The following is a 14,311-nucleotide window of genomic DNA, read 5'->3' as shown; positions in this document are numbered from 1 at the left end:
GGAAGGTCGGGAAAGGACTGGGGCTAGAAAGGATTCCAGCGGGTAGCGGGCTTCTCGGGCGCCGTGGAAGCTGCCACCGGATTTTCATTGATGAAGGTTTTCCAGCCTTCCTTGTTTTTGCCGATGTACTCGAGCTGGCTGAGCTGGCGGAAAATAGTGGCGACCAGCTGCCACAGCGCGTAGTGCTCCTGCAAACTGCCGTGCACATCCAGCGGGTCGTAGCGGGCGGTGGTGGCTTCCTGCAGGGAGTTGAGCAACGTGGCTGGCAGAATCTCGGACCACTGCTCGAAGTACTTCAGCAGCTCCTCCCGCTCGGCTTCCGTGAGGCAGTACAAGCTGGTTTTGAACTGCTTGGCCAGGCGCATCAGGGTACTGAGCAGCTCTACCGGCGGCTGCGCGGCGGCGGTGAAGTGCAGGCCGATCAGCTCCTGGGCCAGGGCCGTTACGAGCCGCTCGGCCACCAGGTGTACCAGTTCGCTGAGGGTGTTCTTTTTGTCGGGCCGCATGCGCACCTTATGAATCACGCGGAAAGCCTCGGTCTCAATTTCCTGCAGCAGGTGCTCGGTTTGATGCAGCCACTTGAGCAGTGCCGGATGGCTGAGCAGTGCCATGCTGGGCGGAATAAACTGAGCCACTGGCCGCAATACGCTTTCCTCGTACACTAGCTCACCTACTACCAGGTGAAAAGAGCTGACCTGGGTTGAGTTCAGTTGCAGGGCCGGCACTACGCTAAGCTGGTATTCGGGCGTGGTGTAGGGGTGGCGCGGCGGAACCTCCTCAGCGGCCGGTGCCCCCATCGGGATCCGCACGTAGGGGTTTACCGACACGACCACGTGGAAGCGAAGCTGCTCGGTAGCAGTAAGGTTAAACTCGGTCAGCAGCTGAGCCAGGCTGGTGCGATACGTCAGGGGCTCGGTGCCGGTGAGCTCGATGCGGGCGCCCCCGGCCGTGACGGCCCGGCAGTGCGTAAGCCGCGCCGTGACGGCCTGCTGGTGGTCAACGCTGAGCAGGAGCTCGAAGGAGGACAGTCCCTGCGGATCGGCGGGCAGCAAACCGTAGCGGTGGGTGCTCAGGCTCAGGGCTGTAGCATCGCGCAGGTGCTCGGTAGTGAATTGCTCAAGCTCAGTGAAATGCCGACGGGAAATTTTCATTCCGTCAACCCAGTTTACCGGGTAATGCTTGATTTCGGGTAGCATAAGTAAGCCGCGAGAAAGGAGAAAAGAATACAGAAATAGCTATTGGCAGATACTAGGCCGCTGCAAATTAGGCAAGTGCCACCATATTATGCGGCCCCGGGCAGTTCCGACGAGCACTTAGCTCTGCACCGCGACGCGCTTGGCTACAATAATATTTCCCTGTTTAATGAAATTATCCCGGAATGTGTAATCCGGATTGAAGTAGCGCCGCGGCTTCCACCAAGGCTGTTTGGCGTAAAAAATCCAGCCGTAGGAGCGCCCGTCATTGTCCAGGTACTGAATGGCCTGCTCGGGCTTAATAAGGTTGTAATCGGTCAGAAAGATGTGAAACAGGTCGCTGAAGCGCATTTCGTAGGGTGCCTTCGAGGAGAAGTCGTGAAACAGCGACTCCCCGTAGCGCCGCGACATCCAGAAGTGAATCACCATGAAGTTGCTCAGGTCCATGCGCGAGAGGTCGGGGCTGGACGCGCTGGGATTGTAATACCAGAGCTTGTACTGCTTGACCGGAACCTGCCGCCAGGCCTGGTAAGCGGCCAGGAAAAAATAGGGCGTGGCCACCGGAATGGCAGCCGTTACGAAAGCCAGAGACGGCGTGACGGGCGTAAACCAGGGTATCCAGCTCGACAAGGCTAGGCCCAGGCTGGCGGCCAGCCAGGTCAGCCCCGTCAGTAGTGGCCCGTGCCAGTTCGACTCGGGGCTAAACCACGACAGCCAGCGCGGCATAGCCTCTACGTGCGCAAAGCCCAGCAGCAAGGACGCCAGCATCACCAGAAAAAACGTCAGCTTATACGACCAGGGGCTATAAGCCGCGCCCAAGCCAACCACGGCGAAGATGAAGACTACTGCCAGTACATAAAGCAGCGTGCTGATGAAGGTTGGGTTGCCCTGCACGCTGGAGCGGGCATTCGACAAGGCCGTCGTGACAGTGCTGCGGGCCTGAGCCTCAGGATTGGGAGTAAGCATATATCAGCAATATTTGCCGAACTACGGACCAGCGCCGGCCCATGTTCGACAAGAAGTAATAGTTTGGGTACTCGTTCGGATAAGGTAGCAAGTCGGCGCAAACCGCTGTGTTTATCCCCATCCGGGCTATAATCGGATGTAAGTTGTCAGAAAAAATATACTATGCCAAAATCCAGTCCTGAACCGCTCTACCCCAGTGTGCAGCCCCCAGTAGCCCCTGCCCGGCCGGTTTCTACTCTGCAACAGCTGTTTGCGGAGCTGCGCCGCCGCCCCATTGACCTGCGGCTGGAGGTAGTACTGGCCGACCTATTGGCCCACGGTTACCAGTTTGACGATTTTATCGTCCGGCCCGTCAGCCTCTTTGCCCGCCGCTACCGCCGCGACCTGGGCACTACGGCCGAAGAGCAGACTGACCGCTGGAGCTCGCCCAAGACTACCGTCGAGGTGCACCGGGAAGGTCTCTACGATGCCCTGCCGCAGGAGCTGTTTCACCACCCCACCGACCCCACTCCCCGCCCCGGTGTGCAGCCCATGGTGGAGGAAATCCAGATCCAGCGGCGCAAGGAAAAAGCCGCCCGCCGGTTCTTTCTGCCGCTGGAGCAGGAATTTTACCGCTTCCGGGTGCTGCTTGAGCAGGAAGAGCGGCGCTACATGACCAATCTGTCGGCGCAGTGGTACAACGAGGTACTGGCCCGCTTCTGGAACCTGGAAGGCCAGTTGCCCGCCCGGCAGATTACCACCCTGCTGTACCTGCTGCCCCTGGCTCACCGCATCACCGGCGACCTGGAACTCACCCGCCGCTGCTTCGAGAGCGTGCTGGAAACGCCCGTGGTTCTGCGTACGGTGGCTCCCCTACGCTTTGCTACCCCCACGGTGGCCCCGGCTGCCGGAGTAATAGCGGCGGACTAAGCCTGGGCAACCTGGAGCTAGGCCGGCAGTTTGTGCTGGGCGGTATGTACCAGGAAACCCTACCCGCACTGGAAATTAGCTTGCCGGAACTGACGACGGAGGCGTTAGAAGGCTTTCTGTCGGACAGTTGGCAAGCCCGGGCACTGCAGCTGCTCTGTCAGTACTTTATTGCTTTCGAAACCGATGTGGTGCTGCGCTACGAAGTAGCACAGGAAGCGCCAGCCTTTGTATTGGCTGATCCCAATGGTGAGGCGCCCGTGCTAGGCTATACAACGGCCGGCTTGTAAGTTACTTACTGCTGAAAAAGACGAAAGCGGCCCAGTTGACAACCGGGCCGCTTTCGTCTTTTATTTTTGGTGACAAAGCTTTTTTTATAAAGCCAAAGCCAGCCACTCTTCATCCGTCAGGCCGTAATCGGCGGGGTTGGCGCGCAGCAGTTGGTGCCGGTCGAGCAGCTCGGCTACCGGCCGGGGCACCACCAAGTAGTGGCGGGCTATGTTTTCCAGGGCCTGGCGGCCGCGCCGAATCCAAAAAGTACCACGGGCCGGGTGTACCTGAATCGTAGGGTCCACAACCAGGGCGGCCTGTAACCACTCGTCGGCGGGGGCTACGGCCGTATTATGGCTACCGCCAAGCTCCTGGCGCAAGAACTGAACAAAGCGGCTTTGCAGAGCCGCCGGCAGCGAAGAGAATAAGCAAGGTGCGGTGGTATTCATAGTAGAGCAGTCTGTAGAAAAGGCAGGATACTACCCGATACGTAGCGGGCCGCTTTGGGATGCGGAAAAAATCAGGACTATATACATAGAAAGTGGATAATATTCACTGGGTTAAGTGCGAAAAAGAACTTTGTGCTAGGCGCAAAGATGATAGAGACTGGGCATGTCAGGTCTAAAATGGTTAGCCATATCCACTTGACTAACAGATGTTAGCAAGAACGCCAACTTCTGCAACTAATTAAATTAGCAACAGCGGACGTATTCGCTTTAAAATAGTTCCTAGCCAAGTAAAAAAACATTCCGGATTCTCCTCTTTAATATGTTTTTAATCCTACCCTATAAACCGTATTCGATTAAATATCCTGCTTTTTTTCTACCTAATATTTTTAGCTTAAAAATAATATTCGTATTTTTGGATATGCGCAGAACGAAGAAGACCAGCCTTCCTTTTCCTCTCCCCATGCAGCAGTATGCCCGCTGCATTGATGCCACCAGCCGGCCCACCGACCACATTGGCGACTGGCCCGAAACCGGGGCCGTTTATCCGGTTCAGTACCGTCCCAATGCCCGTACGGGCCAGTTGCAGGTGCACGTCCTGGGTTTTTATGCCGAGCGGCCTTACGGAGCCTTTAACTGCCAGCGGTTTGAACCCGTGGCACAGCTGTGGCTCAACTAACGCCCGACCGAATATCTGCTAATCAGCCACCCGAAGGGGTGGCTTTTTTATTGTCGGTGCAGAAGCTACGCCTCTGGGGCAACGCCAACTCGAGCCAGCAAGAATAATCTTTGACAAGGGCCACTATTTTTGCAGGCTTCACTTCTCCCCATTGCCATGCCTGAGCCTACCGACCAGCTTTACACCATTCCGGCGCCCTACCGCCGCATGGAAAACATGCACATCCTGTTCTGGCTGCTCAAGGACATCGGCTGGTGCATGATCTGGAAGCCCTTGGGCCTGACCATGATTTTCCCTACCCTCATTATTGCCGTGCTCATTACCTGGCGCACCCGCGACATCAAGGCCGAGCTGGCGCACAACCTGGCCATTGTTTTCTGGATATCGGCCAACTCTTATTGGATGGTCAGTGAGTTTTTCGGCTTCGACACCGTGCGGGTCTGGGGTAGCCTCACCGGTAAGCACATGGCGCTGCTTCCCTTCCTGACCGGCCTGCTGATTCTACTTTATTATTACCTAGTGCAAAAGCCCCGAGAAAGCCGCACTGCACCAATTGCTGCGCAGTAGTCTTACAGCCGGCATAAGCACGCCGAAGCCCGGCGGCGGTTCGTCCTGCGTGGGATAAACTGCCGCCGGGCTTCATTTATTCCGGAGCCTTAGCCCAGATGTATGGTGCGGCGCAGCTGTAAAAAGGCCAACAGCAGGCCCGCCGCCAGCAGCACCCACACTTCCTCGTCGATGGGCACATTGGTCGTCGTATTGTCAGTGCTTTCGTCAAGGTCGAGGGCGGTATTGGCATTGAGTACCTGCTGCTGCTTGCGGCTCAGAGCTGCTTTCTGGGCGTCATTCTCCAGGGCCAGATATGCCGTGAAGCTCGTCATGATGCCGGTCCGGAAGCTGGCCTGCAGAAACGGCACGCGCTGCTCGTCGCTGACGGCGGGATGAAACGCCTGCCACTGCTGGTAACCATGCAGCAGTAAGCCGGTTTGCCAGCGGCTCCCGGCTGTCCCGGCCGGGGGCACGGCCAACTCAGCCTGATTCAGCACGATGTCGGCCGCGCCATTGTCGGACAGGTAGGCCTGAGGCCGGGCCGCGGAAGGCCAGGCGCGCACCGGGCGGGCAGTGGTTGGCAACTGGGGCTCAGCCACCACGGCCCGCGCATTCTGCCGCAGGGAGTGCGGCTCCAGACTACCATCGGCGGCCAGCAAGTAAAAATGGTTACTCTCCGGGTAGGCGCTGCTTAGCTCAGCCAGGTTGGCTGGCAGGATTGCCTGGTCGAATTTGTCGGTCACTACTACCAGGACCGGGTACGTAGGACCGGGATGCTGTTGGGTATCGAAAAGCACCTGCCGCAGGGCACCTTCCAGGTAAAACCCGCCCTGACTTTCGTGTTGAGCCAGTTCGTTTTCCCACTTGGCAGGGTCCGTCACGGGCTGGGCATAGGCGTCAACGAGGGTAAAGCGGGCCGCGGCAGTAGAGCCTTGCGCCGCCAGCAAACCCTTTACCCGGCGGGCATAGGCAGCTTTCTGGCTGCCGGCCGCTGCCGACACATCCAGCAGAAAGTGGTAGTAGGGCGTGCGGCGTACCAGCGGCAGGCGCTGCTTGGCCGCGGCACTCACGTAGGCAACTTCCTTACCCGGCGTCAGGATGGCCGCCGTCAGCGGGCGGGCCGTGGAGTCGCCGAGGGTAATGCGGCGGTTATCTACGGTCAGCACCAGGGGTTCCTTGTGCAGCAGCTGAATGCCGGTAGTACGCGCCGCTTGCCGCACCACGGGGTACACCCGCAGGCTGATGCGGCCCTGGTCGTCATAGGCCAGTAGGCCCGGGTCCCGGACTTGGGTTTCGTTTACAATCTGAGCGTAGACCCAGGCCGCCGCCTTTTTCTCCGACAGTATGCCCGGCTCCCGCCGCCCGTTGATGTCGAGGTAATACCCACCCACGAAGCAGCCCACTGGCAGCGCCAAGGACGTGCTGTACTCACCGGCCGTTTCGGTAGAGTCGGTATTGGTTACTTGCAGATCAAGCCAGCTTACCCAGGTCTGCTGCCGGGCATCGTACTGGCTGCGGGCGGTGAGGCCGGTCAGGGCTGGGCGCGTGGTAGTGGCCTGGGCTGTAAAGCGCGGGCCTTCCTCTTCCTCCACTGCCGGCTCCGAGCCCAGGAAAACCTGTTCCAGGGAAGCAATTTTATCGTCCGACAAGGTCAGATTGTCGAGGACCAGCCAGTTGAAATACGTGGAAAGGTAGGGCACCTGCCGGCCCATCGAAAAGTCAAATTGCCGCTCCTTGTGCTGCTTGATTACCTTAAGCGTGCTGGCCAGGGTCTGGGCGTCAAGGTCGTACGGCTGGCTGAAATCGGGGCTGTAGCGGTAGGCCAGCGCCTCGTGCAGCGTGCGGCGGTCGTGCACGTAGCGGCCCGTAATAACGAGCGGCAAAGCCAGAGCCCCGGCCACCAGCCCCGCCTGCAGCCAGCGGCGGGAGAAAAACTGCTGCAGATACTCCAGGTCGGTGGCTAGCTCCCGCACGTGCACCACCAGCAGAATCAGGGGCGTGAGCATCAGAAAGCCCAGGCCGATGAGAATGATGGCCAGAATGGACAGGGGCAGATACGGCAGGAAAACCACGAAAAAGTAGAACGTGTAGCTCAGCAACACGCAGCGCCCCAGAAACACCACCAGCCGCGCCCAGCGGTTGGCCTGATCCGGAATGCAAAGCAGAATGCCGTTGAGCACTGCCAGGATGTAAAACCAGGGGTCGTTAAAGTTGCCGAAGATGCCGTCTTCCCGACTATTGGCATTAAACAAGCTACCCCAGAAAAGCCCGTTATTGACCAGCAGACCCACCAGCGGCAGTAGCAGGCTCACCAGCAGCTTCCAGACGAAGTGCAACTCGGCGTCTTCGGCCCGGCGTAGCCCCATGATATACACGCCGCGGACCAGGAAAAATAGGAAACCGAGCACCCCTACACTCAGCACGGCCGATAATGCTACATTCCAGAACCAGCTCGGGGAAATGACCTCCAGGGCCGAGAAAGGCAGCACAAGCACAATATACCACGCCAACGGCCCCACAAAGGCCAGCAGAAAATTGATGGCCACCGGCGGCAGTGGGTCGGTGGGCGTGAGGCGCACGACTAGGGCAAACAAGGCGTAGGCCAGCGTGGGCATCAGGAAAGTGCCCACATAAAGCAGCAGGTCGGTGGGCACCATCCAGCGCGGCACTTCTGGGGCAGAAGCTGGGTATCGTAGTTCAGATACACCACGACAAAAGCCAGATGAGTTGCCAGCGCCAGAATGCTAAACTCGGGTCCTACCGACCGGCCGCGCCAGATCAGAAACAGCGCGTAGCCCAGCGTACTCAGTCCCAGTCCGGCCAGGGCCAGCCCAAACCGCTGCCACAGCGCCACGCTCGGGGCCGGCAGCAGCGACTGTACTACCGCAAACTCGCCGTAGCACAGCACGGCCATTATTATCAGGGCAGTGTATTGAGCAGCAAAAGCCACTTCGGATTTAGCAAGTTGCGCATAGCAGTAGAGCCGATAGGTGTATCTGGATTTTCGACGGGCCAAACGTACATCAAAGAACTTTGCAATACAAAGTATATTTCATCTTCGCTGTTCTAAAGCCTGAATAAGCCTATTGCAGCCCGCCAAAAAGCGTGACGACGTGGCATTTCCCTTCTGCCCGGCCGGCTTATTCTGCGAGTAGCTGCTGAATTAATGCTACGGCTCGTTCGAAGCGCTGCTGCCAACTGCCGCTCAGCTCCACTGTTGGCACGTTGTGGTCGTGCAGGGTTTGCCGGTGCGAAAGGTCAAGGCGGAACTGCTCGGGCGCGGCCAGGCGGGTGCCGTCCTGCACAAAGGGCACGTCGGCGGCCAGATACAGGTACAGGTCGGCGCGCTGGGTGGCGTACACGCCAACGTCTACGGGCAGCTCCTGGCCCCAAGTCAGCCGGGCGTACGACTGGGTGATGTGCACGTCGGTATCGATGACGACAAGGGCGCTGGGCCCCGCTCGGCCTGGGCAATGCGGCGGGTGTGCTCGGCCACCACCAGCTGCAGATCTTCCTCCGTGAAGTGGTTGGAGTCGGCAATCAGGTCACGGGCGGCTTCCAAAACCAGGGAAGCTGCAAAATGCGCGGCCAACTGGGTAGCCAGGGTAGTTTTGCCCGTCGACTCAGCGCCTAGCACTACCACCTTGCGGCAGTAGTAGGGCCTAACGCTGACGGGCAAAAACGACCAGTACCGCTGCCGGTCGGCCCGAATGAGCGAAGCCGACACGGGCACCAGCTGCCGGGCCATATCGAAGGCCACGTGCCGGATGCCCATGCGGGCGGCCACCAGTTCGCCATAGGGCTCTGAGGTAACCACTACCGAGTATCCAGGCAAGAACTGCTGGAACAGGTCGGCCCATACGGTGGCCACGGGCAGAGACGTTTCGGAGGTGTTGGGCAGCTCACTTTCCCGGTATTCGAGCAGCTGCACGTACACGCGGGCTTCGGTGGCGTAGGTTTCCTGAATCCAGGCTTGGCGCAACGGGCCGGGCACGGTTTCCAGGTCACTGGCGCATACCAGCACGGTGAGCCGGTCGCAGTGCCGGAGCGCGAAATGGATGAGCTGCTCGTGCCCGCGGTGAAAAGGCAGAAACTTACCGAAAACGAAGCCCTTAATCATACGTGCGTCATGCAGCGGCCCGCTGGGCTAGAAGATGTACTGGAAGCTGAGGTAATAATTGCGGGGTGCTTGCACAAAATACTTCCGAGTCCCGTCGAGCTCCACACTGCCGTTGTTGAAGTACTTCGTGTCCGTGAGGTTATTGGCGAAGGCCGTGAGCTGGTAGTGGCACGTGCTAAACTGCACCCGGGCATTGAGCAGGGCGTACTCCCCTATCGTGGCCGAGTTGGCAAAATCAATGAAAGAGCGGCTTTGGTAGCGGCCGTTCAGGGTGAAAGCCCAGGGCCCGGCCTGGTACGTGGCCTCCTGGTTGAGAATCAAAGCTGGCGTGAGTACCGGCCGGAATTTCTCGCTTTGCTCCCGGATGCGGCTGTAGTTGAAGGCCGAGTTATTCAGCAGAAAGAAGTGCCGCGACGCCTGCCACCGGGCTGTAGCTTCCAGGCCGGTACGTACGCTGCTTTTCACGTTGTTGGTCAGGGCCAGTCCATTCGGACCGAACTTGCCGTTGAGCACGATTTCGTTCTTGAAATCCATGTAGTAGGCATTTACCCCTAGTTCCAGGCCGGTGCGCCGGTAGCGCAGCCCCAGCTCCTGGTCAAGCACGTACTCGGCCTTGGGGCTGGTGAGCAGGGCCTTGCCGTCGGCATCCGCCAGCAGGTCGTCGCTGCCGCCAAACAGGTCGTTGCGGGTGGGCTCCCGGCCGGTGCGGCCCAGGCTGTAGTAAAGCGTGGCCCGGTCGGTAGCGGCAAAGCTCACTCCGGCTTTGGGATTGAAAAACTGCCAGTCCAGGGTACCCAGCGGCACGGAGCCACTATAGTCGAAGGCGACGGTGCGGCCCTGCACATCGGCAAACAGGGTGAAGCGCTGCACTTCGTACTCCAGCTTGGTAAAGGCGCTGGCCTCCCGCTTGCGGCCGGTATTCTGGTACAGCTGCCCCAACGCCAGCTCACTGCCGGTGTGCCGGCGCTGGTAGGTGTTGGCATGCAGGCCGCTGGTCCAGGTTAGGCGACCCAGCTGCCGGGCGTAGGACGTGTAGGCCCCCAGAAGCTGGACTGGAAAGCGTAGTTGTAGAGCTCGGCTTTGGAGGGCAGGCCCAGAAAGCTGTTGAGGTCGAAGTCGTAGTTGCCCTTCAGAAAGGAGGCGTACACGCTGGTATTCACCACGGTGCCGGCCGTCGGCTGCCAGGTGTTCTGGAACTGCACTAGCCCCTGGTCGAACCGGTCATTCTCGGGCCCATTCACGTTGGCCCGCCGGTTGACGGCCAGCACCGAGTCGGGCACGCCCAGCCAGGCCAGCTGGTTTTGCTGGTGCCCGGCCAGTACGTTGAGCTTCCAGGTAGTCTTGTCGTAAAACAGCCCACCGCTCACGAAGGCCGAGCGGGACGTATTGGCCGAACGGTCCTTGTAGCCGTCGGAATGCAGCTGGGAAGCCCGCACGTACAGGGCCTTGCGGCCGCGCAGGCCGCTGGCATATTCGGCAAAGGCCCGGTAGCTGTTAAAGGAGCCATAGCCCAGTCCCACGGTGGCCGAAGCCGAATCCTGGCGCAATGACGGGGAAAACAGCTGGATGCTGCCCCCGAAGCTGGCCGTTCCGTTTTGAGTCGTGCCCACGCCCCGCTGCACCTGCATCTTGCTGATGGAGTTAAGCAGGTCGGGGTAGTTGGAAAAATACGCGCCCTGATCTTCCGGCTCGTTGAGCGGCACCCCGTTCAGCGTAGTGTTGATGCGGGTCTGGTCGATGCCGCGTAGGCGGAAGTAGGCGTAGCCCTGGGTACTGCCGGCGTCGGAATAGGCGGTAATACCGGGCGTTTCGGCCAGCAGAAAGGACGGTTCCTGCCCCACGCTGCGGCGCTCCAGCTCCCGGCCGCTCAAATCCAGAAAGGTGACGGGCGTGCGACGCTCAGCCTGGTAAGTCACCTGTACTTCGGGCAGGGTCCGGGCCGTATCCGGGGCCGTGGGCTGGGTTTGGGCGCGGCTATTTTGCACTGTTACGACGCTAACTGCCGCCGCTAACCATAATCGTGGGTTCATACTCTTGAATAACTCCAAAGGCCTGATCAGCAGACTTGCCAACCTCAACAGCCCGTCAAATGTAGCGTTCTGGTCCGGCACCCAAACAAAAAGGTCGTTTCCCAGCCTTGGGAAACGACCTTTCGGGGGATTGTCAGGCTTCAGCCTTATGGCTACTTCACCACTACTTCCACCGCCACTTGCTCTTCGGCGGCCAGCTTGGGCACCAGGGCGTGGTAAGTGAGGTTGGGAGCTTCAGTGGTCATGCTCTGACCAAAAGTGACGCGCAGCGTTGGCCGGTTGGTGGCACAATCGCGCTGGTAGGTATAGGTGATGCCCGAGGTGCCGCTAGCCAGGCCTTTTTTACCGATAATCAGGTCGTAGGCGCTAAAGTCAATCAGCGGGTGGCAGGCGCCGGTTACCAGCCGGTCGAAATCGGCCTGGTTGCGGATGACGGTGTAGGTCTGGTTCAGGTTGATTTCTAGTTGGCGGCTCGTATTCTGGCATCCATACTCACTTTCCAGGCTTTTCACGGCTACTGGGGCGCTATTACACGGCTCTGGTTCGACACCACACTTCGTGGCGCAGCTATTCAACAAGCCAGCTCCTAGCAGGAGCCCAATTGAGTAAACAAGTTGTTTCATATAGAAGCTATAGGTGGTTGTATTACCTGGATTCCCTCCTGCCCGGAAAGGTTGCATTCTATTTGGCGAGTACAAAAAAAGGCCGCTTCAGTTGCTGAAGCGGCCTTTTTAAAAGAATCAATTCAGAATTACTTCTGCGACAACTGCGCCTCACCCGACTCTTTCATGCGGATCAGGTTCAGGGCCGAGCCAGCCTTAAACCACTCAATCTGACCCTGGTTGTAGGTGTGGTTCAGATAGATGAGGTCCGTGTCGCCGTCGGTGTGGTGCAGGCGGGCCTGCAGGGGCTGACCAGGGGCAAACGAGGTCAGGCCCAGGATGTCGATGGTGTCGCCTTCCTCAATCAGGTCGTAGTCGGCCTTATTGGCGAAAGTCAGCGCCAGCATACCCTGCTTTTTCAGGTTGGTTTCGTGAATCCGAGCAAAGCTCTTCACGATAACCGCCCGAACGCCCAGGTGCCGGGGCTCCATGGCGGCGTGCTCCCGCGACGAACCTTCACCGTAGTTCTCGTCACCGATTACCACCGTGCCGATACCCATCGACTTGTAGTTACGGGCAACCTGGGGAACCGTGTTGTAGGAGTCACCCTGCGACACGAAATCCCGAACCTTGTTGGCTTCACCATTGAACGCGTTGGTAGCGCCGATGAGCATGTTGTTCGAGATGTTGTCGAGGTGGCCGCGGTACTTCAGCCAGGGGCCAGCCATCGAAATGTGGTCGGTGGTGCACTTACCCTGGGCCTTGATGAGCAGACGCAGACCCATCAGGTCCACGCCTTCCCAGGGCTTGAAGGGCTCGAGCAACTCCAGACGGTCGGAAGCAGGATCAACCAGTACCTGCACACCCGAACCATCAACGGCGGGAGCCTGGTATCCGGCATCCTCTACGGCGTAGCCCTGGGGCGGCATTTCCACGCCGCGGGGCTCGTCGAGCTTCACCTGGTGGCCGTCTTTGGTGGTCAGCGTGTCAACCAGGGGTTGAAGGTCAGGTCACCGGCAATGGCGAAGGCCGTTACGATTTCGGGCGAGGCCACGAAAGCGTGGGTGTTCGGGTTACCGTCGTTGCGCTTGGCGAAGTTGCGGTTGAACGAGGTGATAATCGAGTTCTTGCGCTTGGGGTCGTCGGTGTGACGGGCCCACTGCCCAATGCACGGACCGCAGGCGTTAGCCAGCACCACGCCACCCATCTGGGCGAAGGTGTCGAGCAAACCGTCGCGCTCCACGGTGTAGCGCACCAGCTCCGAGCCGGGCGTTACAGTGAACTCAGCATTTACGGTCAAGCCTTTGGTTACGGCTTGCTCGGCAATGGAAGCGGCGCGGGTGATGTCCTCGTACGAGGAGTTGGTGCACGAGCCGATCAGGCCTACTTCCAGCTTCTCGGGCCAGCCATGCTCACGCACGGCGGCAGCGAACTGCGAAATTGGCCAGGCGGCGTCCGGCGTGAACGGACCGTTCACGTGGGGCTCCAGGGCTGAGAGGTCAATTTCGATCAGCTGATCGTAGTAGGCTTCGGGGTTGGCATACACCTCGTCGTCGGCGCGCAGGTGCTGACGCACACCGTTGGCCAACTCGGCTACCTGGGCACGCTCAGTGCCGCGCAGGTACTCGGCCATCTTCTCATCGTAGCTGAATACCGAAGTCGTAGCCCCGATTTCAGCGCCCATGTTGCAGATGGTGGCTTTGCCGGTAGCCGACATATTCTCGGCACCTTCGCCGAAGTATTCAACGATAGCGCCGGTGCCGCCTTTTACGGTCAGAATGCCGGCTACTTTCAGGATTACGTCTTTGGGAGCCGTCCAGCCGTTGAGCTTGCCAGTCAGCTTCACGCCGATAACCTTAGGGAACTTCAGCTCCCAGGCCATGCCCGCCATTACGTCGACGGCATCAGCACCGCCTACGCCGATGGCCACCATGCCCAGACCGCCGGCGTTGGGCGTGTGGGAGTCGGTGCCGATCATCATACCGCCGGGGAAGGCGTAGTTTTCGAGCACCACCTGGTGAATGATACCAGCGCCGGGCTTCCAGAAGCCGATGCCGTATTTATTGGAAACCGAAGCCAGGAAGTCATATACTTCGCGGTTTTCGTCGTTGGCCACGGCCAAGTCCTCGTTGGCACCGTCGCGGGCCTGGATGAGGTGGTCGCAGTGCACGGTGCTGGGCACGGCAGCCTGGGGCTTGCCAGCCTGCATAAATTGCAACAGGGCCATCTGGGCGGTGGCGTCCTGCATTGCGACACGGTCGGGGGCAAAATCGACGTAGGAAACGCCCCGCTCGAACGACTGAGTTACGTTACCGCCATACAAGTGCGAGTACAGGATTTTCTCGGTCAGCGTGAGCGGGCGGCCAACAGCGGTGCGAGCAGCTTCAATCCGCTGGCCCATACCGGCATACACGGCCTGAATCATTTCTAAGTCAAACGCCATAGTCAGGAAGGGAAAAAGTGAAATAGGTAAGGCTCAAAAGAGCAGGTACGCAAATATAGGCGGCAGTCGTTGCGCTACCCAAAATTTATCTTAGCCGCCTATCTTTA

Annotated in this window: 12 protein-coding genes and 2 pseudogenes; 4 read left to right on the top strand and 10 right to left on the bottom strand. The window is 59.3% G+C overall.

Annotation, left to right across the window (positions count from 1 at the left end):
- Nucleotides 1-23: 23 nt before the first annotated feature.
- Both MUN79_RS13540 and MUN79_RS13535 read right to left on the bottom strand, forming a co-directional pair.
- Nucleotides 24-1,151: a hypothetical protein gene (locus MUN79_RS13540; RefSeq protein ID WP_244678131.1), complete on the bottom strand. Its 1,128-nt coding sequence runs from the start codon at nt 1,149-1,151 to the stop codon at nt 24-26.
- A 162-nt stretch (nt 1,152-1,313) separates the two neighbouring features.
- Nucleotides 1,314-2,159 carry a TssN family type VI secretion system protein gene (locus MUN79_RS13535; RefSeq protein WP_244678130.1) on the bottom strand — a complete coding sequence of 282 codons (846 nt, stop codon included), beginning with the start codon at nt 2,157-2,159 and terminating at the stop codon, nt 1,314-1,316.
- A 162-nt stretch (nt 2,160-2,321) separates the two neighbouring features.
- Here MUN79_RS13535 and MUN79_RS13530 point away from each other — a divergent pair, with 162 nt between their 5' ends.
- Nucleotides 2,322-3,068, top strand: coding sequence for a hypothetical protein (locus MUN79_RS13530; RefSeq protein WP_244678129.1), 747 nt, complete (start codon nt 2,322-2,324; stop codon nt 3,066-3,068).
- Nucleotides 2,960-3,355 carry a type VI secretion system baseplate subunit TssG gene (locus tag MUN79_RS30060; protein ID WP_262923063.1) on the top strand — a complete coding sequence of 132 codons (396 nt, stop codon included), beginning with the start codon at nt 2,960-2,962 and terminating at the stop codon, nt 3,353-3,355. Before MUN79_RS13530 ends, MUN79_RS30060 begins: the two co-directional genes overlap by 109 nt.
- 84 nt (nt 3,356-3,439) lie before the next feature.
- Here MUN79_RS30060 and MUN79_RS13520 read toward each other — a convergent pair whose 3' ends face one another.
- Nucleotides 3,440-3,784: a hypothetical protein gene (locus MUN79_RS13520; RefSeq protein WP_244678127.1), complete on the bottom strand. Its 345-nt coding sequence runs from the start codon at nt 3,782-3,784 to the stop codon at nt 3,440-3,442.
- A 460-nt stretch (nt 3,785-4,244) separates the two neighbouring features.
- Here MUN79_RS13520 and MUN79_RS13515 point away from each other — a divergent pair, with 460 nt between their 5' ends.
- The gene (locus tag MUN79_RS13515) at nt 4,245-4,460 is read left to right on the top strand and encodes a hypothetical protein (RefSeq protein ID WP_244678126.1); all 216 of its coding nucleotides are present in this window, start codon (nt 4,245-4,247) and stop codon (nt 4,458-4,460) included.
- A gap of 156 nt (nt 4,461-4,616) precedes the next feature.
- Nucleotides 4,617-5,027: a hypothetical protein gene (locus tag MUN79_RS13510; protein WP_244678125.1), complete on the top strand. Its 411-nt coding sequence runs from the start codon at nt 4,617-4,619 to the stop codon at nt 5,025-5,027.
- 89 nt (nt 5,028-5,116) lie between these two features.
- Here MUN79_RS13510 and MUN79_RS13505 read toward each other — a convergent pair.
- The 7 genes and pseudogenes from MUN79_RS13505 to MUN79_RS13475 all read right to left on the bottom strand — a co-directional run bounded on the left by MUN79_RS13505 (nt 5,117) and on the right by MUN79_RS13475 (nt 14,204).
- Nucleotides 5,117-7,982 (bottom strand): annotated as a pseudogene (locus MUN79_RS13505) (MSEP-CTERM sorting domain-containing protein).
- Nucleotides 7,983-8,149: 167 nt separating this feature from the next.
- Nucleotides 8,150-8,434 carry an AAA family ATPase gene (locus tag MUN79_RS30055; protein WP_262923037.1) on the bottom strand — a complete coding sequence of 95 codons (285 nt, stop codon included), beginning with the start codon at nt 8,432-8,434 and terminating at the stop codon, nt 8,150-8,152.
- Nucleotides 8,404-9,129, bottom strand: a complete 726-nt coding sequence (locus MUN79_RS13495) for an AAA family ATPase (protein WP_262923036.1) — start codon at nt 9,127-9,129, stop codon at nt 8,404-8,406. Before MUN79_RS13495 ends, MUN79_RS30055 begins: the two co-directional genes overlap by 31 nt.
- Nucleotides 9,130-9,156: 27 nt before the next feature.
- Entirely contained in the window at nt 9,157-10,116 is a 960-nt protein-coding gene (locus MUN79_RS13490; protein WP_244678331.1) for a TonB-dependent receptor domain-containing protein, read from the bottom strand.
- A 14-nt stretch (nt 10,117-10,130) separates the two neighbouring features.
- Nucleotides 10,131-11,114 (bottom strand): TonB-dependent receptor plug domain-containing protein, encoded by a 984-nt coding sequence (locus MUN79_RS13485; protein ID WP_244678122.1) that lies wholly within the window; start codon nt 11,112-11,114, stop codon nt 10,131-10,133.
- Between the two features lie 197 nt (nt 11,115-11,311).
- On the bottom strand, nt 11,312-11,671 hold the full coding sequence (locus MUN79_RS13480; protein WP_244678121.1) for a hypothetical protein: 360 nt from the start codon (nt 11,669-11,671) through the stop codon (nt 11,312-11,314).
- A gap of 239 nt (nt 11,672-11,910) precedes the next feature.
- Nucleotides 11,911-14,204, bottom strand: a pseudogene (locus MUN79_RS13475) (aconitate hydratase).
- Between the last annotated feature and the right edge of the window lie 107 nt (nt 14,205-14,311).

This window comes from Hymenobacter cellulosilyticus (genome assembly GCF_022919215.1).
GTDB classification, from domain to species: domain Bacteria; phylum Bacteroidota; class Bacteroidia; order Cytophagales; family Hymenobacteraceae; genus Hymenobacter; species Hymenobacter cellulosilyticus.
Note: the sequence above shows the minus strand (reverse complement) of the source record. Positions and strands in the feature narration are given on the sequence as shown.

What these genes read in the sequence shown, in the direction of transcription:
- MUN79_RS13510 (WP_244678125.1), top strand. Translation starts at nt 4,617, where the DNA reads ATGCCTGAGCCTACCGACCAGCTTTACACCATTCCGGCGCCCTACCGC.
- MUN79_RS13495 (WP_262923036.1), bottom strand. Translation starts at nt 9,129, where the DNA reads ATGATTAAGGGCTTCGTTTTCGGTAAGTTTCTGCCTTTTCACCGCGGG.
- MUN79_RS13535 (WP_244678130.1), bottom strand. Translation starts at nt 2,159, where the DNA reads ATGCTTACTCCCAATCCTGAGGCTCAGGCCCGCAGCACTGTCACGACG.
- MUN79_RS13530 (WP_244678129.1), top strand. Translation starts at nt 2,322, where the DNA reads ATGCCAAAATCCAGTCCTGAACCGCTCTACCCCAGTGTGCAGCCCCCA.
- MUN79_RS13520 (WP_244678127.1), bottom strand. Translation starts at nt 3,784, where the DNA reads ATGAATACCACCGCACCTTGCTTATTCTCTTCGCTGCCGGCGGCTCTG.
- MUN79_RS13515 (WP_244678126.1), top strand. Translation starts at nt 4,245, where the DNA reads ATGCAGCAGTATGCCCGCTGCATTGATGCCACCAGCCGGCCCACCGAC.
- MUN79_RS13540 (WP_244678131.1), bottom strand. Translation starts at nt 1,151, where the DNA reads ATGAAAATTTCCCGTCGGCATTTCACTGAGCTTGAGCAATTCACTACC.